Consider the following 18,293-nt stretch of genomic DNA (forward strand, 5'->3'; position numbering starts at 1 on the left):
GTCACGCCATGTCCAGTGCGATCACCACCGGGCAGTGGTCCGACGCTTTCGGCCGGTCCCAGCCGGCGCGCGGAAAACGCTCGACCTCCTGTCCGGGCGGAAAGATGGTGCGCCAGGGCTGGCCGTTGCGGACGATATCGGGAACGGCGGTGGCATTCTTCGCGGCCAGCGCCTTCGACAGCAGGATGTAATCGAGCTGGCACAGATGCCGCTCCTCCGGGCCGCGCGTATGATAAAAACTCCAGCGATCCATCTCCGGCCGCCGCTCGACGACATTCTCGCAAAAGCCGCCTGCGGTAAGCACATCTATCGAGGATCGCGCTTCGTCGACGACCTCGAAACGATAGCCGTCGATGGAGTCGCCATCGATCTTCACGCGCTGCCGGTAGTCGTTCAGGTCGCCGCAGATCGCCCAGCGCTTGTCGGCGGCGTGATCCTTGCCGAAACGCTCCTCGATGATGCGGCGCACCGCCTGCGCCTCGGCGATGCGCAGCGGCATCGACGCCTCGCGGCCGTCCAGCCCGTTGCGCGGCGGACCCATCGATTTGAAATGCACGAGATAAAGCGTCAGCGGCGCGCCGCCGATCCTCAGGTCTATCTCCAGGCAATCGCGGCGAAAGATACGTTCATTGGCGAGATGGCCGAGCGTGGCGAGTTCCGGTGTGAACAGCCCGAACTCCTCGAAGGTGACATAGGCGTGGCTGGTCATGCGCACGAATTCGATCGGCTGCCCTTGCGCGGTCTCGTTGCGCATCATCACGGCCACATCGATGCCGCGCGTGTCGTTGCCGGCGGCGGTGTATTTCTGCCGATAGCCCTGCCCGACCATCTTGAACAGGTAGCCATATTCGAACGCCTTCAGCGCCTCGATATTGTCGACCTCCTGCATGCAGATGATGTCGGCGCGGGTGGCCGCGATGGCGAGCGCCGTCAACTGGCGGGTGTCGTCGGACTGGGCGATCGTGCGGGCCTGTTCGAGGATCCGGTATTCGGCCTCGGTCTGGATGTCGAACAGCGCCAGCGTGCGGTCTTCATTGAGCTGGTTGCGATAGCCGGAGAAATCGAACCTGTTCATCAGGTTCTCGACATTGAAGGTGGCGAGGCGCAGCGACATGGCCGTGACCTTTGCCCGCAAGCAATGTCGAACACAAGAGCAGACGCACGCCCGTTATGGTTGACGGAACCTTTCTGTTCATCTTCCGTTCAGATGGAAAGTCCCATCAATAGGCCTATTCGCAAGTGTTTGGGCGTGGGCCTTACTCGTGGAGAGTGAAATGAAACCGCTCTTGTCTTCCCTCGGATCCGGGCTTGTGGCCTTGGGTCTCTTTGCTGGGCTGACGGTGCCATCGATTGCCGGCCCGGTCCTCCAGCCCGATATGTCGACCGTGACCAGCACGGCCACATCTAAGATCATTCCTGTTCGCGACAGCTGGGCCGGCGGCAACAACCGGCAGCAGATGTTTGATTGGCGTTGGCGGCGCGGTGGCGAGTGGCGCGGTCGGGACAGATGGCGCAGCGGCGAGTGGCGCGGTCGCGACAGATGGCGCGACGGCGACTTCCGCCGTCGTCATTTCTCGCGCAACTGGGACGGCGACAACTGGCGTTGGAGGCACCGCCGCCACCACCACCGTGACTTCGACGGTGGCGATGTCCTGCTTGGATTGGGTCTCGGCCTGGGCCTGGGCAGCCTTGCTTACAACAATTTCTACAACCCCTACTACTATGATCCCTATCCGCGCTACTATCAGCCGCGGCGCATTTACCGGACCGAGCGGCTCTCCAGCGCGCATGTCCGCTGGTGCTACGACCGCTACCGGTCGTATCGGGCCTGGGACAACACGTTCCAGCCTAACTACGGCCCGCGCCGGCAGTGCATTTCACCCTATATCTAAGCCCGTCGGCAGGAAGGATGAGACGGCGCCCGTCGCGGCGCCGTTTCTTTTTCGGCAAAAACAAACCGACCGCGGGGCCATAACCTTAAATTTAGCATCGGCGTCTATCCGTGCTGCGGTGCCCCATATGACGATCGCCCTGCCGCGATCCGCTAGGACGAGCCGCCATGGCTGAAAACGAGTTGAGAGGCAAGCACCGGCAACGCGTGCTCAAAGGCGCGGCGATCCTGACCGGCATCAACAATTCCGAGGTGAGATGCACGGTGCGCAACATGCATTCGAACGGCGCGGAGCTGAAAGTGCCGATCGATGCGCGCGTGCCGGACGAATTCCTGCTCTATGTCCCGGTCGACGGCATCGGCTACAAGGCAGTGGTGCGTTGGCGCCGCGAGGATCGCATCGGCGTCGAGTTCACCGGCACTGAGCCCAAGCCGCACTGGCATTACGGCTGAAGAGCGACGACCGGCTTGCTCGCAAAGAAAAGAGCCGGCGGATCGCTCCGCCGGCCCCGTCGGATAAACAACGAAGTCGAGAATTAATTCTTCGTCTTGTCGACCAGCTTGTTCTTGGCGATTACCCGCGCGACCGCAGGGCAAAGCCCGAGGACGCGCAGAAAAAACGTGGATCGCCTCAGTTCTTGGCCTTGTCGACCAGCTTGTTCTTGGCGATTACCCGCGCGACCGCAGGGCAAAGCCCGAGGACGCGCAGACAAAAAACGTGGATCGCCTCAGTTCTTGGCCTTGTCGACCAGCTTGTTCTTGGCGATCCACGGCATCATGGCGCGCAGTTTGGCGCCAACCTCTTCGATCTGGTGGCCGTCGTTCATGCGGCGGATGCCCTTGAAGCGCGATAGGCCGGCCCGGTATTCCTGCATCCACTCCGAGGTGAACTTGCCCGTCTGGATGTCCTTCAGGATGCGCTTCATCTCGGCCTTGGTCTCGGCGGTGATGATGCGCGGGCCCGAGACATATTCGCCCCATTCGGCCGTGTTCGAGATCGAGTAGTTCATGTTGGCGATGCCGCCTTCATAGATCAGGTCGACGATCAGCTTCACTTCGTGCAAGCACTCGAAATAGGCCATTTCCGGGGCGTAGCCGGCTTCCACCAGGGTCTCGAAGCCGGCGCGGATCAGTTCGACCAGCCCGCCGCACAGCACAACCTGCTCGCCGAAGAGGTCGGTCTCGCACTCCTCGCGGAAATTGGTCTCGATGATGCCCGAACGGCCGCCGCCGACGCCGCAGGCATAGGAGAGCGCCAGATCAAGCGCATTGCCCGAAGCATCCTGGTTGACGGCGACCAGGCACGGCACGCCGCCGCCCTTCTGGTACTCGCCGCGCACCGTGTGGCCCGGGCCCTTCGGCGCGATCATGACGACGTCGACCGAAGCCTTCGGCTCGATCAGGCCGAAATGCACGTTGAGACCGTGCGCGAAAGCGATCGCCGCGCCGTCGCGGATGTTCGGCGCAATCTCGTTCTTATAGATGTCGGCCTGCAATTCGTCGGGCGTCGCCATCATCATCAGGTCGGCCCATTTGGCGGCGTCCGCCACGCTCATCACCTTGAGCCCGTCGGCCTCGACCTTCTTGGCGGTCGCCGAGCCGGCCTTGAGACCGATGGCGATCTCCTTGACGCCGGAATCCTTGAGATTGAGCGCATGCGCCCGGCCCTGGCTGCCATAGCCGATGATGGCGACCTTCTTGCCCTTGATCAGATTGAGATCGGCGTCACGATCGTAATAGACACGCATTTTGGTGTTCCTTCCCGTTTGAAGATCAGAAGCCTTGCGGCCGGTTGTTTGCTCCGAAAAGAGCGAGAAACTGCCGCGTCGCGCGGCGGGCATCGCCGCCGATCGTCGCCTCAGTCAATTCCACTTGGTCGCCGAGCAGCAGACGGATCTGCACGTCGCGGCCGACCAGGCCGAAAAAAGTCCGGAACGCCGTCTCGGCGTCCTCGAAATCGAGCAGCCCGGCCTGCCGGCCGGCTTCAAGCACCGGCTTCAGCCGCCTGGCGAGCGCGAAGCGGCCATTCTGTAGCACGATGGCGCCGAGGTCATCCTTACCGGAGCCGGCATGGCCGACCGCCACCCGGTTGAGGGCAATCGACGTATCGCTGGAGATCACCTTGAGCCAGTCGGAGGCGAAGCGTTCGAGGCTTGCCGTCAGCGACGCGAGGTCGAGACCCTTGCGATCGACCGGTGTCACGCGCACCTTCGAGGCCTGCCACTGCACCGTCGCCGTCAGCAGGCCGTCGCGATCGCCGAACCATTTGTAGAGCGTTTCCTTGGAACAACTGGCCCGCCGCGCCACCGCGGTCATGGTGAGGTTGTCGCCCTCCTCCACCAGCAGACGAAGCGCTGCATCGAGAACGGCCTGCTGGCGCTCCGTCAGCGTTTCGCTGTTGTCGATGTCGGCGCCTGCCTGCAGCACGTTCTTTTCCGCCTCTGTGGCCGCCCAATGGCGTACCGTACGTTACGGTTCGGCTTATTGCGCATTCCGGTTTCCGATGCAAGGGCCCTCGACGAAAATGACCCGGCGGAACCGCGAAGGCTCGCCAGCTAATCGCTGGTCGGCGGATGCCGCAGCCGTCCGAGCAGTGCCGCCAGCGTCCTGAGTTCTTCGGCCGAGAGCCTCGCTCCCAACAGCTCGGCGATGGAAGCGCCATAGATCGCCCAGATGCGGCGGCGCATCTCCCGGCCGTTTGCGGTGATGCGAACGGTCTGCCCGCGGCCATCGTCGGAGACCGGCAGCTTTTCGACCAGGCCATCCGCTTCCAGCCGCGCCAGCAGCCGCGAGACATTGTACTGCGCCAGCAGCACGCGATCGATCAGCTCGAACGGCCTGAGCCCTCCCTCGCCCGCTTCGGCGAGTTCGTGGAGCACGTCATACCAGGCGAGCGGCGGCAGGCCGTTTGCCTTCAGCGCGTCCTCGGTCCTCTCGATCAGTTGGCGCGAGACGCGCACGAGACGCGCCCAGGCGGCGATAGCTTCCGGCGATGGAGATTTCTTGGTCATCGGCACAGCCTAGTTGATAGATGCAACTGCATCAAGCTTGACGATCGATGCAAATGCATTCATATAGATGCAATTGCATCTACAAGGAGTTCTCCGATGAAACATGAAATCTGCAAGATCGCCGATATCCCGCAGATCGGCAGCCTAATCGCGCCCTTCTTCGGCCGCGAGGTCCATGTCTGGCGCAGCGGCGAGCGCATCCGCGCCGCGGCCAATGTCTGCCTGCATTTCGGCGGACCACTGGAGTGCAAGGACGGCTCACTCGTCTGCCAATGGCATGGCGCGAAGTTCGACATGGATAACGGCGAGCGTCTCGAAGGGCCGGCGCCGAAGGGCTCGCGCCTGATGTTCCTGTCGACCCGCGTCGAAGATGGCGCGCTGAACTATGTCTGGGGAGAGTGAGATGACCGCCAGCCTCACCCTCGTCAGCCATCATTTGTGCCCCTACGTCCAGCGGGCGGCGATCTCGCTGGCCGAAAAAGCCGTGCCGTTCGAGCGGATCTATGTCGACCTTTCCGACAAGCCGGATTGGTTCAAAGCCATCTCGCCGCTCGGCAAGGTGCCGCTGCTCCGCGTCCGGCACGGCAGTGCGGAAGATGTGATTTTCGAGTCCGCCGTGATCCTCGAATTTCTCGAGGAGACCGAGGCCAATCCCTTGCACCCGACCGATCCGCTGGCGCGAGCCAGGCATCGCGCCTGGATCGAATTCGGCTCGGCCATCCTCAATGCGATCGGCCGCTTCTATTGCGCTCCCGACGAAGCCGCTTTCCTCCATGAAAGCAGAGGCTTGTCCGAGATGTTCGCGCGCGTGGAGGCGGAACTCTCCGCAAGGCAAAGCGGCCCGTGGTTCGCCGGCGAGCGCTTCTCGCTGGTCGATGCCGTCTATGGGCCGGTCTTCCGCTATATCGACACGTTCGACCGCATCGGCGATTTCGGCATTCTCGACAGCAAGCCGCTCGTTCAGGCATGGCGCGCGGCCTTGAGCAGGCGGCAATCGGTCAAGGAGGCGGTCGGCGCGGACTATCCGCAGCGTCTGCACGCCTTCCTTCGGGCAAAGGGATCTTACCTGTCCGGGATCATCAGGCGGCAGGCCATTGCAGCTCCGCAAGCCCTATCCGCCTGAACGGGTCGATCACGGTTCCGGCGACCATGGCGGCAAGGAATTGCGGCCCCGGCGGAATCCTCGCCAGCGCCGCCACCATGCGGTCGCGGATAAAGGGCAGGGCTGCGGAGTCGGACTGATAGAACGGCGTCAGCGACAACGACAGCGCCTGGAAGACGCGCACATGCCAACGGCGTGCGCTGGCATAAGTCGCCAGCGCATCATCGATGCTGTCCGCTCGCGCCAGCGCGTGGCCGAGCGCTGCGGCGTCGAGCAGCGCCATATTCGCGCCTTGCCCCAGTTGCGGGCTGGTCGAATGCGCGGCATCGCCGATGACGGCAAGCCGCCGGCCGGCAGGCAGCGTCATCGTGTGGTGGCCGTAGCGGGCGAGTGAGAGCTGCTCGAAGCTGTCGATCTGGCCGGTGAAGGCCTGGCACTCAGGCCATACCGCAACCACTCTCGCCTTCCATGCTTCGAGCCCCTCGGTCTTTACCCGTTCCACGTCTGCCGGCTTGAGGCTCCAGAAGAAGGCCGCCATGTCTTCTGCGCCAGGCTCCGGCCGGCCGATCGGCAGCACGCCGACCATGATGCTTGCCTTGTCGTAGCGCTGCAGCAGCGCGCTTCTGTCAAAGCCGCCCCGCCAGCCGAGCGACGCCCAGAAGGCGCCATAGGCGAGCGGTCGCGGCGTGGCGGGTTCGCCGAGATAGCGCCGCAGTTTCGAGCGTGCACCGCTGGCATCGACAATGAGGTCGAACGGTCCGAGCCGCCTGCCGTTGCCGCAGACCAGTGTCGCGCGCTCGGCCGTCTCCGGGATTTCCACCTCGACACTGGTCTCGATGGCGATCGCTTCGCGCAAGGCAGCGCGGTAAAGCACGCCGAACAGTGCCGCCCGGTGGACCGCGAGGCCGAAGCGGCGGCCGCGCCGGGCGTCGTAGCGGATCTCAAGCACCGTGCGTCCGCTCTTGGCATCGGTGCCGTGCAGCCGCTCGATGCGGCTACCAAGGGAAAGGATCTCATCGAGCAAGCCGAGATCAGCGAGCACGGTCAGCCCCGTCGGCTGCAGGATGAGGCCGGAACCGACCGGCTTCGGCTCGTCGAAGCGCTCGAAGATGGTGACCTTGTGCCCTGCCCGCCTGAGGTAAAGAGCTGCCGCCAGCCCGGCCGGACCAGCGCCGGCAATCGCGATCTCGTAAGACTTGCGCATCGTCCCCCAACCCGAACCGAGGGGGAGAATCCCGCCTGGAACGCGCCGGATCAAGCGGGCGCTTTGACGCTTATATCGAGAAATCAGCCTTGGGTGGCGTCGAAGGCGGCGCGCGCGGCGCGCACCGCGTCATGATTGAGTTCGGCCCATTGAATGAGCTGCTGCAGGGGCAGGAACATCGAGCGCCCAAGATCGGTCAAGCTGTATTCGACGCTTGGCGGCTTGGTCGGGAAAACCTCGCGATGCACATACCCGTCGCGCTGCAGGTCGTAGAGCGTCTGCGTCAGCATGCGCTGCGAGATGTCGGGAACCAGCCGGCGCAGCTCGCCGAAGCGGTAGGGCTTCTCGGCCAACGCCATCACCAGCAGCGAGCTCCATTTGCCGCTGATGCCCTGGATCACGTCGCGGACCGGACAGTCGGCGAAATTGGCGCCGTTCGTCATGGCCTTGTAGACCTCGAGCTTGGCTTTCAGGTTGAAGATTTTGCTGTCCATGGCGACATCCGCTGATCGAAACTAAAGCATGTCTCCCGAGGGAACCGGTTTCGGGACATGCGTGAAGTCAAAACCTAAAGCGCATGGAGCGACGCTGAAAGATCGCGACGCGCTTTTAGGCCGGCCGGGGTGGTTCCCTGGCTGTGCCTACCTCCCGCAAAACTGCCTTCTTTACGGCTTGGGGTCAATTCTTATTTTAGTGCTGGTCTCTTTTTGAGACCACTAAACTCGACCCGCCTCTTGCAATTCAAGGGATCCCCAATGTCCGAAACCCTTCTCGTCACCGGCGCTTCCGGTCATCTTGGCCGCGCCGTTATCAATCACCTGCTGGGCGAACAGAAAATTGCGCCCTCAAGCATCATCGCCACCACGCGCAACCCCGAAAATCTCGCCGATCTGGCCGCCAAGGGCATCACGGTCAGGGTGGCCGACTTCGACGATCCGGCTTCGCTGGAAAAGGCGTTCAGCGGCGCCGACCGGGTGCTGATCATCTCGACCAGCGACCTCGACCTCAAGACAGGCCGGCGCCTGAAACAGCATCAGACGGCGGTGGCCGCGGCAAAGGCGGCAGGCGTTTCGCACCTGCTTTACACTTCGATGCCAAATCCCGAGCCGGGCTCGCCCGTGCTGTTTGCCGGCGACCATTACGGCACCGAGCAGGCGATCGAGGCAAGCGGCATCCCCTACACCATCTTCCGCAACGGCTGGTATCAGGAGAACCTGTTCATGTCGCTGCCGCACGCCATTTCATCGGGCAAGTGGTACACGTCGGCCGCCGACGGGCGCGTCGCCCACGGCGCGCGCGACGATATGGCGGCCGCAATCGCCGCCGGCCTCGCGTCCGACTCCAAGGAAAGCCATATCTACACGCTGACCGGCCCGCAGGCCTACACCACGAACGAAATTGCAGCGCTGGTCAGCAAGGTGACCGGCAAGCCGCTGGAGGTCATCCAACTGCCGGACGAAGCGCTGACCGAGGGCGTCAAGGCGGCGGGCGTTCCCGAGGACTTCGCCCGCATCATCGTCTCCTTCGATGCCAATACCCGCGCCGGCCGCATAGGCGAGGTGACCGATGCCGTCGAAAGACTCTCGGGCCGCAAGCCGCGGACGCTGAGCCAGTTCCTCGAAGCGAACAAGTCTACCCTGCTCGGCTGAAAACCGGCGCGCCCGAGAGCGCTTCCTCCCAGGCGCGCCTCACCTCGACCGTTTGACCAACCCAAGCCGGATAAGACTCTCAGCGGTCGCGACAAGCGCGTCTTCCTGCGATCGCGGCGTCCAGCCGAGCAGGCGCATGGCCTTGGCGCTCGTTGCGTTTCTCGGCTTGCCCAGCTCGGTCACGATCTGGGCCGCCTGCCGGTCGACCAGCCCGACGATCCGGACCAGCCAGTCCGGCAGAACTCTGATCGTGATGCGCGATCCTGCGTTGCCCAGCCGCGCCTTCAGCGCCCGTGCGACCTCCCGCGTCGTCATGAAATCGCCGCTGACGGCTAGGAACCGCTCGCCCTTGGCAGCGGGATCGGTCATCGCGCGCAGATGCAGATCCGCCACGTCGCGCGCATCGACCACGCCGAACACCATGCGCGGCAGACCGGGCATCTCGCCATCCATCAGGCGCCTGATGAAATCCGTTGAGGTCGAATGATCCGGTCCCAGAACCGGCCCGAAGATGCCGACCGGATTGACGACCCCCAACTGCAGTGACCCGCCTTCGCGATTGATGAAATCCCAGGCCCCGCGCTCGGCCAGCGTCTTCGACTTCACATAGGCGCTGACCTTTTCCGAAAGATTGGTCCAGTTCTCCTCCGTGAACGGCTGCCCGGCCACCGGTGTCTGGCCATAGCCGATGGCGGCAAAGGACGAGGTGAGCACGACGCGTTCGACGCCGGCATCGCGCGCTGCCCGCAGCACGCGCAACGCTCCTTCCCTGGCCGGAACGATCAGGTCGTCCTCGTGTTTCGGCACGCCGGGCGGAAAAGGCGAAGCGACATGAAGGACGTACCGGCATCCGGCCACCGCTTCGGGCCAGCCCGTATCGCTCATCAGATCGGCATGCGCGAAGGAAAGCGCATCGCTCGGCTCGGCACCACTGACCTTCAACATGGCAAGAACATCGGTCTCGCGGCTGGCCGAGCGGACGGTTGTGCGCACGCGGAAGCCCGCCTTCAAAAGCGCGAGGATGCAGTGAGCGCCGAGAAAGCCCGACCCGCCGGTCACAAGCACCAACTCGCCGCTCATGCCCGCCCTCTTCGAAAGCAACTGCTGGGAAACTGCGTCTTCCGTCCTGAATTGCGCGACGTCAGCCTATGCGGCGCAGTCTGTCAGATCGCGACTTGCGTGCCAATCTCCACCACGCGCCCGGTGGGGATCTGGAAATACTCCGTCGCGTCCGCCGCCGTTTTCGCGAGGCCGATGAACAGCCGGTCCTGCCAGATCGGCATGCCAGAATTGGGCGACGCCTTTAGCGAACGCCGCGACAGGAAGAAGGACGTCGTCATGATGTCGAACTTCCAGCCTTGCTTGCGGCAGATCGCCAAGGCGCGCGGGATGTTGGGCTGCTCCATATAGCCGAAGGTGAGTGTCACGCGCATGAACAGCTCGTTGACCGTCTCCAGCTTGACGCGCTCGCTGTCGGGCACAACGGGTTGCGGCGCCGTCACCACCGACAGGATGACGTTCTTTTCGTGCAGCACCTTGTAATGCTTCAAGCTGTGCATCAGCGCGGTCGGCGCGCTCAGCGGATCGCTGGTCAGGAACACGGCGGTGCCCGAGACCAGTTGCGGCTTCTTCTTCAACAGGTTTGCCGCCAGGAAATCGAGCGGGATCTCGTTGCGGCGGGTCTTGTCGAACAGATAGCGGCTGCCGCGCACCCAGGTCCACATGCCGAGGATGATGGCGAAAGCGACCGCAAGCGACGCCCAGCCGCCCTCGAACACCTTGACGATGTTGGAGGCGAAGAAGCCGATGTCGATGAAGGCGAACAGCACGGTCAGCGCCACGGCTCGCCACAGCGGCCATTTCCAGATGCGGGTCATGACCACGAAAAGCAGCACCGTCGTCACCAGCATGTTGCCCGTGACCGAGATGCCGTAAGCCGAGGCGAGCTTGCTGGATTCGCCGAAGCCGACCACCAGCAGCATCACAACCAGTGCCAGCAGCATGTTGACGCGCGGCATATAAACCTGCCCGGACTGCTTTTCCGACGTATGCAGGATCTCGAGCCGCGGCAGCATGTTGAGCTGCACCGCCTGCCGCGTCAGCGAATAAGCGCCGGAGATCACCGCCTGGCTGGCGATGACGGTCGCCGCCGTCGCCAGCACCACCATGGGAACGAGCGCCCAGCCCTCGTTCATTTCGAAGAACGGATGGCCGACCGCGCCGCCCTTGGCGAGCACATAGGCGCCCTGCCCGGCATAGTTCAAAAGCAGGCAGGGAAACACGATCGCCAGCCATGCCAGCACGATCGGCTTGCGGCCGAAATGGCCGAGGTCGGCATAGAGCGCCTCGGCGCCGGTGACCGCCAGGAAGATCGCGCCGATGGTGACGAAGGCGACATCGGGCGAGTGGATCAGGAAGGCGACGATGTAATGCGGGCTGATCGCCCAGAGGATCTCCGGATCGGCAATGATGTGATTGAGCCCGGAAAGGCCGATGGCCAGAAACCAGACGGCCGTGATCGGACCGAAGATCATTGCCACTCCCCCCGTGCCGAACCGTTGCACGGCAAACAGGATCGCGAGGATGAGCAGGGTCAGCGGAACGACATAGGGCTGGAAAGCCGGCGTGACGACATTCATGCCTTCGACCGCCGACAGCACGGAGATGGCCGGCGTTATGACGGCATCGCCAAAAAACAGCGACGCGCCGGCAATGCCGACGCCGAGGATGACTGCCGAGCGGGTCGAAAAGCTGCTGCGCGCCAGCGCCATCAGCGACAGCACGCCGCCCTCGCCGCGATTGTCGGCGCGCAGCACGAACATGATGTACTTGATCGTGACGATGATCGTCAGCGACCAGATGATCAGGGACAGCACGCCCAAAATGTCGCCGCGATCGGCGACGTCGCCGCGCGAGGACGCCACCAGCGCTTCGCGAAACGCATAGATCGGGCTCGTGCCGATATCGCCATAGACGACGCCCAGCGCGCCAAGCATCAGCACCTTGGTGCTGTGCTGCTCGATTTCCGCGTGGCTCGACAGGTCGGCGGGTTCTGCGTCTGCACCACCATTGGCAAGGGCCATGGACGACACTCCGATAAAACGCGCGGTGCTCTACGCTTGCTGCAGTGCAATATCAAGTGCCCTGACGTGAGGGCTCCTATGCCGCCGGCGCACGGCTTTCAGGTTATGGAACGGCCGGGCCGCTTCATCCGGCAAAATCGGTTTTCGTCAGATCGCGACCTGCGTACCGATTTCGACCACGCGTCCGGTGGGGATCTGGAAATACTCCGTCGCGTCCGCCGCCGTTCGCGCCAAGCCGATGAAAAGCCGGTCCTGCCAGACCGGCATGCCGGAATTGGGCGATGCCTTCAGCGAACGCCGCGACAGGAAGAAGGACGTCGTCATGATATCGAACTTCCAGCCTTGCTTGCGGCAAATGGCCAAGGCACGCGGAATGTTGGGCTGCTCCATATAGCCGAAGGTGAGTGTCACGCGCATGAACAGCTCGTTGACTGTCTCCAGCTTCACGCGCTCGCTGTCGGGCACCACCGGTTGCGGCGCCGTCACCACCGACAGGATAACGTTCTTTTCGTGCAGGACCTTGTAGTGCTTCAGGCTGTGCATCAGCGCGGTCGGCGCGCTCAGCGGATCGCTGGTCAGGAACACGGCGGTGCCCGAGACCAATTGCGGCTTCTTCTTCAGGAGATTTGCCGCCAAGAAATCGAGCGGGATCTCGTTGCGGCGGGTCTTGTCGAACAAATAGCGGCTGCCGCGGATCCAGGTCCACATGATCAGGCCCATGACGGAGGCGACCGTGATCGACACCCAGCCGCCCTCGACGATCTTGACGACATTGGCCGAGAAGAAGCCGAGATCGATGACGCCGAACAGCATCGCCAGCGCCAATGCCAGCGCCAGCTGCCATTTCCAGAGCCAGCGCATGACGACGAACAGAAGCACCGTCGTCATCAGCATCTCGCCGGTCACCGAAATGCCGTAAGCGGAGGCAAGCGCGCTCGAGCTGCCGAAGCCGACGACCAGGAGCATCACGCCGAGCGCGACCAATAGGTTGACCCTGGGCATATAGATCTGACCGCTCTGCATCTCGGAAGTGTGCTGCACCTCGATGCGGGGCAGAAGATTGAGCTGCACCGCCTGCCTTGTCAGCGAGAAGGCGCCGGAAATGACGGCCTGGCTGGCGATGACTGTGGCCGCAGTCGCGAGGCCCACCATCGGCATCAGCGCCCATTCTGGCAGCATCTGGAAGAACGGGTTGGTGGGCTTGCCGCCATGCGAGAGCACGAAGGCGCCCTGCCCGAAATAATTCAAGAGCAGGCAAGGGAAGACGATTGCGAACCAGGCCAGCACGATCGGCTTGCGGCCGAAATGGCCGAGGTCGACATAGAGCGCCTCGGCGCCGGTCACCGCCAGGAACACGGCACCGACGGTGACGAAGGCACCCGTCGGCGTGGTGGCCAGGTAATAGATCGCGTAATAGGGATTGATCGCCAGGAAAACGGACGGGTCGTCCACGATATGATAGAGGCCGGCCGCGCCGATCGCCACGAACCATGTCGCAGTTACAGGTCCGAACACCGCCGCCACCTTGCCTGTGCCGAAGCGCTGCACGGCAAAAAGCACCGCGAGGATCATCAGGGTGATCGGCACCACATAGGCATCCAGCGCCGGCGTGACGACTTCCAGGCCCTCGACCGCCGACAGCACCGAGATCGCCGGCGTGATGATCGAATCGCCGAAGAACAGTGCGGCCCCGCAAAGGCCGATCACCAGAATGAGGCGTGACCCGGGCGGATAGGCGCTGCGCGCCAGCGACATCAGCGACAGCGTGCCGCCCTCGCCCTTGTTGTCGGCCCTGAGCACGAAGGCGACATATTTGATCGTGACGATGATGGTGAGCGCCCAGACGATCAGCGACAGCACGCCCAGCACGTCATGGCGGGCGACCGAGCTGGACGAGGCATGCAGCGCCTCGCGGAACGCGTAGATCGGGCTTGTGCCGATGTCGCCATAGACGACGCCCAGCGCGCCAAGCATCAGCACCTTGGTGCTGTGCTGCCGCTCGGTTTCGGCATGGCCCGAACGTTCGAGGGATTCCGTTTCGCCGGCGTTGGCTAGCACCATGAACCCCACTTCACCGGATTCGTCACGCTCCACGGTCGCCGCGACAGGCGGGACGCACCAAGACTGCCGAAACTACTCAAAGTCCCCTACCATCCGCAGGCCTTCAAGAACCGCCCGACAGTCCCGGCCATGCCATACTCCAGCGCATCCGCTGTCAACCCGTGTCCAATCGATACTTCGGCCAATGCCGGGATCCGTTTGGCCAGCGCCGGCAGGTTCTTCACCGTCAGATCGTGACCGGCATTGACGCCGAGCCCGGCCTTGAATGCGGCGTCGGCGGTTTTTCCCAGTCTTTCCAATTCTTTCGCCGCCTTTGCGGAATCGGAATGGAAACCTCCATATGGCCCGGTATAGAGCTCGATGCGGTCGGCGCCGGTATCGCGAGCCGCATTGACCCCGTCCGGATCAGCGTCGGAGAACAGCGACACGCGGAAGCCGCCTTTCTTCAACCGCTTGACGATCGGAGTGAGGAACGCCGCCTGGGCAACGAAGTTCCAGCCATGGTCAGAAGTCGCCTGCGCCGGGTCGTCCGGCACCAGCGTCACCTGTTCGGGCTGGTTCTTCTCGACAAGCGACAGGAAATCCTCGGTCGGATAGCCCTCGATGTTGAACTCCGCGCCCGGAAACTCGTCATCGATCAGCGCCCTGATCTCGGGCAGGTCGGAATGCCTGGTGTGCCGCTCGTCGGGCCTGGGATGCACCGTCAGCCCATGCGCGCCGGCGGTAAGCGCGATGCGGCCAAGTCCGGTGACACTCGGCCATGGCAGGTCGCGGCGGTTGCGCAGCATGGCGATGGCGTTGAGGTTGACCGAGAGCTTGGCGGGCATGAAAGGGCGTCCAGTGGATCGGCGGGCATCTATACCGCCTTTGACGGGAACAGATAGAGGGTTTCGCGTGTTCCAGGGATCGATGGAGATTAACATGAGGATTTGCCAGTGAATTTCCTCGAAGCCGTGCCGGCGATCCGCCGCATCGAGACGAATCGCGACGCGCTTTTCGCCATCGACGTCGTCGGCGATGTCACGCCGGCCGATGCGGAAAACCTCTTCGGCCTGCTGGAGGCCGCCTACGCGCTGCATCCGAGGATCGACGTGCTGGTCAGGTTGACCGACGAGGAAAGCGTGGACTGGGCTAATATTTCGAAAGACACGCTTCGCCAGGGGGTTGCCGACGCGATGCAACATGTCGTGCGCTGCGCGGTCATCGGCGAGCCAAGTTGGGCCTCCCTCGTCGCCGGCGTCTTCCCGAAAACGCTGCCTTTCGAATTCAGACGCTTCGATGTCGACGATGAGGAAGCCGCCTGGCGGTGGCTTGGCGCAAGGCCAACGGACTAGGGCGGCCTCACCTGAATTCCCAAGGCCCCTAGCGCACCACCGTCAGCCGCTCGGCGGCACGGGTGATTGCCGTATAGAGCCAGCGCTGCCTTGTCTCCTTGAAGGCCCAGCTCTCGTCGAACAGCACCACGTCGTTCCACTGCGAGCCCTGCGCCTTGTGGACCGTCAGCGCATAGCCGTAGTCGAAATCGTCGAAGCGCTTCTTTTGCTGCCAAGGGATCTCCGCGTCGGGATCCTCGAACGCAGCCTTGAGCAACTTGATCTTGGCGACGCCGCGGTCGGGATCGTCCTCTTCGGGCGAAACCAGCAGGTTGATGCCGGGCTTCACCGTCTCGCGCGATGAGGTCATCACCTTCCACAGCGAGCCGTTGAGCAGCCCCTTGGCCGGGTCGTTGCGCAGGCAGACCAGCTTGTCGCCGGCCTGCGGAAAGTCGGCATTGAACCCCTTCAGCTCGCGAAGCCTTTGATTGTAGCGGCGGCGCGTGCGATTGGTGCCGACCAGCACCTGGTCGGCCTTGAGCACCAGGTCCTGGTTGACTGCTTCCCTGCCGATCACCTGCGCAGTGCCATAGTCGCCATGCATGAACTCCCGGCCTTCGCGCACGTCGAGCGCCAGCCGAATGATCGGATTGTCGCGCGCCTGGCGGTGGATTTCCGTCAACAGCACGTCGGGTTCATGCTCGGTGAAGAAGCCGCCGCCCGAGATCGGCGGCAACTGCGCCGGATCGCCAAGCACCAGGATCGGCGTGCCGAAGCTCATCAGGTCGCGGCCGAGCTGTTCGTCGACCATCGAGCATTCGTCGATGACGACAAGCTTGGCTCGCGAAATCGGGCTTTGCCGGTTGAGCGAAAAGGTCGGCGACATCGATGTCTTGCCGGTGACCTCGTCCTCGACCGATTCCTCACCCTTCGGCCGATAGATCAACGAATGGATGGTGCGGGCATTGGTCGCTCCCTTCGAGCGCAGCACCTGCGCCGCCTTGCCGGTGAAGGCGGCGAACTGCACCTGGCCGTCGACATGCTCGGCGAAATAGCGCGCCAGCGTGGTCTTGCCGGTACCGGCATAGCCGAACAGCCGAAAGACTTGCGGCCGGCCTTCCTTGAGCCAGCGCCCGACCGCTTTCAGGCCCTCATCCTGTTGGGGAGAAAATTCCATCAGTGCGACAGACCGGATTCGCTGACGAAAGACAAGGTTGGCCGCTATACCGACCGTTGTCGGCTGCGGACGTTCGCGCTTCCGACAGCTCAGGCTATCAGCCACAAATCGGAACGTAAAGAGAACAAAGCCGTTCTATCTCCCCGCGCCGGGATCGTTTTCCAGCAAGATCGGCTTGCCATGTGGCGTCGCATGCGCGGCGCGTTCCCAGGCGGCGGCGAGTTCGTCCACCTCGCTTTTGCCGGCGATCCCCTTTCGCGACAAGAGCTTCTCCAGCGCCGCCAGCCAATGCTCGTAATAGTCATGCCCGTCGCTTGCCGCGCCGGGCTGCTTGACCTCGGCGGACAAGGCCTCCGCCCATTCGCTCCACGAAAACAGGCCCCGGTCGTGCAGCGCGACAGTCATCGCGAAGGCTTCGGCCTGCCAGGGCTCGGCGAAGACTGGCTCGTCGAAACCCGCCGGCAACGCGCCTTCATGCCGGTTCAAGATAGCTCTCCCAGGCGTCGATCGAGACGCTGAGGGTCGGATCGGCGCCCTCGCCCCAGATTTCGGCCCCGTCGAACACCACGGTATAAACCCATTGCGGGTTCTCACCCTTGCCATGCGCGTTGCTGTCGGGGAAGACGAAGCCGTCCCGCACCGCCTCGATCGTCCCCGTCTTGTCGCGCGCATAGCGCGGCAGGCGCGTATGGCCGGTCGGGTTGAAATTCTTCGTCCGCACCCGATCGCCCGCTTGGAACCGCGCCGGCGTGGCGACCGGCCTGTCACACGGGCTGCCCTTGGCGAGCACGGCCGGCACATCCGCCGCCTTCAGCACTCTTTTCGGCGTCGCGGCCGCATCGACCGCCTTGCCGGCGGCAAGATCGCGCTCGGTGACGAAGCCGTGGCGTTTCAGTAGCGTCTCCAGCGCCTTGATCCAGATCTGATAGTAGCTCGACGAATAGTAATCGGCGGGATGCAGCGATTCCCGTGCATGCCGGCTCTCGTCGATGTTCCAGGCGCCCATGGCGCCGGCTGTCAGCGTCACGCCCAAGGCCCGCTTTTCCCATGCCGCATGGAAATAAGGCTCGTCCTTTTCGGGCGCGACCGGTCCGAAACCCATTTGCCCGCCGAGATCCTGCGGCCCGTTCATGCCGGCTCCCCTTCCGGCTCTTTGGCAAGCGCGGTGCCGATCATCGCGTCGCGGCTGACCAGCCCTGCAAGCTGCTCCTCGCTCCAGCCCTCCGTGCCTTTCGGCCGCATTGGCACCACCAGATACCGAAGCTCGGCGGTAGAATCCCAGACGCGAATCTTCTTCTCCGCCGGCAGCGTCAGCCCGAATTCTTCGAGCACGCCGCGCGGATCGATCACCGCCCGCGACCTGTAAGGCGGCGCCTTGTACCAGACCGGCGGCAGGCCGAGCACGGACCATGGATAGCAGGAACAGAGCGTGCAGACGACGAGATTGTGCGTCTCCTCGGTGTTGAACACGGCCTGCATGTGCTCGCCCTGGCGGCCGGTATAGGAGAGCGATGCGATCGCAGCGGTCGCGTCGCGCTTGAGCCATTCGGCATAGGCCGGATCGTTCCAGGCTTTCGCCACCACCCGCGCGCCGTTGCGCGGGCCGATCTTCGTCTCATAGGTATCGACGATGACGTCGATGGCCGCAGGGTCGATCAGGCCCTTTTGGGTCAGGATCGTCTCCAGCGCGCGCACGCGCGCCGCGAACGGATCGAGTTCGTTGTCGTGGTCATGATCATGGGACATGGCCACCGATTAGGATCGGCGGCGGTCGGCCGCAAGCGCCAGGGCTTGGGCCAGCC

The 18,293-nt window shown here is 63.6% G+C and carries 20 protein-coding genes; 6 read left to right on the forward strand and 14 right to left on the reverse strand.

From position 1 onward, the window contains the following. Position 1 precedes the first annotated feature (1 nt). Positions 2 to 1,114, reverse strand: a complete 1,113-nt coding sequence (locus P9273_RS06170) for an endonuclease/exonuclease/phosphatase family protein (protein ID WP_278048095.1) — start codon at positions 1,112 to 1,114, stop codon at positions 2 to 4. A 160-nt stretch (positions 1,115 to 1,274) separates the two neighbouring features. Between P9273_RS06170 and P9273_RS06175 the strand changes: the two genes are divergently transcribed. Continuing rightward, a complete protein-coding gene (locus P9273_RS06175) occupies positions 1,275 to 1,892 on the forward strand; it encodes a BA14K family protein (protein WP_040999070.1) in 618 nt (205 codons plus the stop codon). Positions 1,893 to 2,059: 167 nt separating this feature from the next. Next, entirely contained in the window at positions 2,060 to 2,344 is a 285-nt protein-coding gene (locus P9273_RS06180) for a PilZ domain-containing protein (RefSeq protein ID WP_278048096.1), read from the forward strand. Between the two features lie 275 nt (positions 2,345 to 2,619). Here the strand turns inward: P9273_RS06180 and ilvC are convergent, their stop codons facing one another. The 3 genes from ilvC to P9273_RS06195 form a co-directional block, all read right to left on the reverse strand. Continuing rightward, entirely contained in the window at positions 2,620 to 3,639 is a 1,020-nt protein-coding gene (ilvC, locus tag P9273_RS06185) for a ketol-acid reductoisomerase (RefSeq protein WP_040982094.1), read from the reverse strand. Between the two features lie 25 nt (positions 3,640 to 3,664). Further along, on the reverse strand, positions 3,665 to 4,315 hold the full coding sequence (locus P9273_RS06190; RefSeq protein WP_442920196.1) for a TetR/AcrR family transcriptional regulator: 651 nt from the start codon (positions 4,313 to 4,315) through the stop codon (positions 3,665 to 3,667). A gap of 131 nt (positions 4,316 to 4,446) precedes the next feature. Further along, positions 4,447 to 4,902, reverse strand: coding sequence for a MarR family winged helix-turn-helix transcriptional regulator (locus P9273_RS06195; protein ID WP_278048098.1), 456 nt, complete (start codon positions 4,900 to 4,902; stop codon positions 4,447 to 4,449). A 96-nt stretch (positions 4,903 to 4,998) separates the two neighbouring features. Here P9273_RS06195 and P9273_RS06200 point away from each other — a divergent pair, with 96 nt between their 5' ends. Together P9273_RS06200 and P9273_RS06205 are read left to right on the forward strand one after the other, a co-directional pair. Next, positions 4,999 to 5,304, forward strand: coding sequence for a Rieske (2Fe-2S) protein (locus P9273_RS06200; RefSeq protein WP_040999064.1), 306 nt, complete (start codon positions 4,999 to 5,001; stop codon positions 5,302 to 5,304). Between the two features lies 1 nt (position 5,305). Further along, complete coding sequence (locus P9273_RS06205) at positions 5,306 to 6,025, forward strand: glutathione S-transferase family protein (RefSeq protein ID WP_278048099.1); 720 nt, start codon at positions 5,306 to 5,308, stop codon at positions 6,023 to 6,025. Here P9273_RS06205 and P9273_RS06210 read toward each other — a convergent pair. Continuing rightward, positions 5,982 to 7,208 (reverse strand): FAD-dependent oxidoreductase, encoded by a 1,227-nt coding sequence (locus P9273_RS06210; RefSeq protein ID WP_278048100.1) that lies wholly within the window; start codon positions 7,206 to 7,208, stop codon positions 5,982 to 5,984. The two genes, P9273_RS06205 and P9273_RS06210, sit on opposite strands and share 44 nt — an antisense overlap. An 83-nt stretch (positions 7,209 to 7,291) precedes the next feature. After that, positions 7,292 to 7,702 carry a winged helix-turn-helix transcriptional regulator gene (locus P9273_RS06215; protein ID WP_278048101.1) on the reverse strand — a complete coding sequence of 137 codons (411 nt, stop codon included), beginning with the start codon at positions 7,700 to 7,702 and terminating at the stop codon, positions 7,292 to 7,294. Between the two features lie 261 nt (positions 7,703 to 7,963). On the opposite strand from P9273_RS06215, the gene P9273_RS06220 reads away from it, so the two are divergent. Continuing rightward, positions 7,964 to 8,857 carry an SDR family oxidoreductase gene (locus P9273_RS06220; RefSeq protein ID WP_278048102.1) on the forward strand — a complete coding sequence of 298 codons (894 nt, stop codon included), beginning with the start codon at positions 7,964 to 7,966 and terminating at the stop codon, positions 8,855 to 8,857. Positions 8,858 to 8,896: 39 nt separating this feature from the next. Here P9273_RS06220 and P9273_RS06225 read toward each other — a convergent pair whose 3' ends face one another. From P9273_RS06225 to P9273_RS06240, 4 genes are all read right to left on the reverse strand, one after another. Then, positions 8,897 to 9,937: an SDR family oxidoreductase gene (locus P9273_RS06225; RefSeq protein ID WP_278048103.1), complete on the reverse strand. Its 1,041-nt coding sequence runs from the start codon at positions 9,935 to 9,937 to the stop codon at positions 8,897 to 8,899. A gap of 83 nt (positions 9,938 to 10,020) precedes the next feature. Next, a complete protein-coding gene (locus P9273_RS06230; RefSeq protein ID WP_278048104.1) occupies positions 10,021 to 11,940 on the reverse strand; it encodes a potassium transporter Kup in 1,920 nt (639 codons plus the stop codon). Between the two features lie 147 nt (positions 11,941 to 12,087). Continuing rightward, entirely contained in the window at positions 12,088 to 14,001 is a 1,914-nt protein-coding gene (locus P9273_RS06235; RefSeq protein WP_278048105.1) for a potassium transporter Kup, read from the reverse strand. Between the two features lie 86 nt (positions 14,002 to 14,087). Next, on the reverse strand, positions 14,088 to 14,828 hold the full coding sequence (locus P9273_RS06240) for a pyridoxine 5'-phosphate synthase (protein WP_278048106.1): 741 nt from the start codon (positions 14,826 to 14,828) through the stop codon (positions 14,088 to 14,090). 108 nt (positions 14,829 to 14,936) lie between these two features. Here P9273_RS06240 and P9273_RS06245 point away from each other — a divergent pair, with 108 nt between their 5' ends. Further along, complete coding sequence (locus P9273_RS06245) at positions 14,937 to 15,335, forward strand: STAS/SEC14 domain-containing protein (RefSeq protein ID WP_278048107.1); 399 nt, start codon at positions 14,937 to 14,939, stop codon at positions 15,333 to 15,335. Positions 15,336 to 15,363: 28 nt separating this feature from the next. Here the strand turns inward: P9273_RS06245 and P9273_RS06250 are convergent, their stop codons facing one another. The 4 genes from P9273_RS06250 to nthA all read right to left on the reverse strand — a co-directional run bounded on the left by P9273_RS06250 (position 15,364) and on the right by nthA (position 18,237). Then, on the reverse strand, positions 15,364 to 16,491 hold the full coding sequence (locus tag P9273_RS06250) for an ATP-dependent DNA helicase (RefSeq protein ID WP_278048108.1): 1,128 nt from the start codon (positions 16,489 to 16,491) through the stop codon (positions 15,364 to 15,366). A gap of 135 nt (positions 16,492 to 16,626) precedes the next feature. After that, positions 16,627 to 16,977 (reverse strand): nitrile hydratase accessory protein, encoded by a 351-nt coding sequence (locus tag P9273_RS06255; RefSeq protein WP_278048109.1) that lies wholly within the window; start codon positions 16,975 to 16,977, stop codon positions 16,627 to 16,629. Next, entirely contained in the window at positions 16,964 to 17,623 is a 660-nt protein-coding gene (nthB, locus tag P9273_RS06260) for a nitrile hydratase subunit beta (protein ID WP_278048110.1), read from the reverse strand. The genes P9273_RS06255 and nthB overlap by 14 nt, the downstream gene beginning before the upstream one ends. After that, the gene (gene nthA / locus P9273_RS06265; protein WP_040999041.1) at positions 17,620 to 18,237 is read right to left on the reverse strand and encodes a nitrile hydratase subunit alpha; all 618 of its coding nucleotides are present in this window, start codon (positions 18,235 to 18,237) and stop codon (positions 17,620 to 17,622) included. The genes nthB and nthA overlap by 4 nt, the downstream gene beginning before the upstream one ends. Positions 18,238 to 18,293: the final 56 nt, after the last annotated feature.

Source organism: Mesorhizobium sp. WSM4935, from assembly GCF_029625735.1.
Taxonomy (GTDB): domain Bacteria; phylum Pseudomonadota; class Alphaproteobacteria; order Rhizobiales; family Rhizobiaceae; genus Mesorhizobium.

What these genes read in the sequence shown, in the direction of transcription:
- P9273_RS06170 (WP_278048095.1), bottom strand. Translation starts at nt 1,114, where the DNA reads ATGTCGCTGCGCCTCGCCACCTTCAATGTCGAGAACCTGATGAACAGG.
- P9273_RS06175 (WP_040999070.1), top strand. Translation starts at nt 1,275, where the DNA reads ATGAAACCGCTCTTGTCTTCCCTCGGATCCGGGCTTGTGGCCTTGGGT.
- P9273_RS06180 (WP_278048096.1), top strand. Translation starts at nt 2,060, where the DNA reads ATGGCTGAAAACGAGTTGAGAGGCAAGCACCGGCAACGCGTGCTCAAA.
- ilvC (WP_040982094.1), bottom strand. Translation starts at nt 3,639, where the DNA reads ATGCGTGTCTATTACGATCGTGACGCCGATCTCAATCTGATCAAGGGC.
- P9273_RS06195 (WP_278048098.1), bottom strand. Translation starts at nt 4,902, where the DNA reads ATGACCAAGAAATCTCCATCGCCGGAAGCTATCGCCGCCTGGGCGCGT.
- P9273_RS06200 (WP_040999064.1), top strand. Translation starts at nt 4,999, where the DNA reads ATGAAACATGAAATCTGCAAGATCGCCGATATCCCGCAGATCGGCAGC.
- P9273_RS06205 (WP_278048099.1), top strand. Translation starts at nt 5,306, where the DNA reads ATGACCGCCAGCCTCACCCTCGTCAGCCATCATTTGTGCCCCTACGTC.
- P9273_RS06210 (WP_278048100.1), bottom strand. Translation starts at nt 7,208, where the DNA reads ATGCGCAAGTCTTACGAGATCGCGATTGCCGGCGCTGGTCCGGCCGGG.
- P9273_RS06215 (WP_278048101.1), bottom strand. Translation starts at nt 7,702, where the DNA reads ATGGACAGCAAAATCTTCAACCTGAAAGCCAAGCTCGAGGTCTACAAG.
- P9273_RS06220 (WP_278048102.1), top strand. Translation starts at nt 7,964, where the DNA reads ATGTCCGAAACCCTTCTCGTCACCGGCGCTTCCGGTCATCTTGGCCGC.
- P9273_RS06225 (WP_278048103.1), bottom strand. Translation starts at nt 9,937, where the DNA reads ATGAGCGGCGAGTTGGTGCTTGTGACCGGCGGGTCGGGCTTTCTCGGC.
- P9273_RS06230 (WP_278048104.1), bottom strand. Translation starts at nt 11,940, where the DNA reads ATGGCCCTTGCCAATGGTGGTGCAGACGCAGAACCCGCCGACCTGTCG.
- P9273_RS06235 (WP_278048105.1), bottom strand. Translation starts at nt 14,001, where the DNA reads ATGGTGCTAGCCAACGCCGGCGAAACGGAATCCCTCGAACGTTCGGGC.
- P9273_RS06240 (WP_278048106.1), bottom strand. Translation starts at nt 14,828, where the DNA reads ATGCCCGCCAAGCTCTCGGTCAACCTCAACGCCATCGCCATGCTGCGC.
- P9273_RS06250 (WP_278048108.1), bottom strand. Translation starts at nt 16,491, where the DNA reads ATGGAATTTTCTCCCCAACAGGATGAGGGCCTGAAAGCGGTCGGGCGC.
- nthB (WP_278048110.1), bottom strand. Translation starts at nt 17,623, where the DNA reads ATGAACGGGCCGCAGGATCTCGGCGGGCAAATGGGTTTCGGACCGGTC.
- nthA (WP_040999041.1), bottom strand. Translation starts at nt 18,237, where the DNA reads ATGTCCCATGATCATGACCACGACAACGAACTCGATCCGTTCGCGGCG.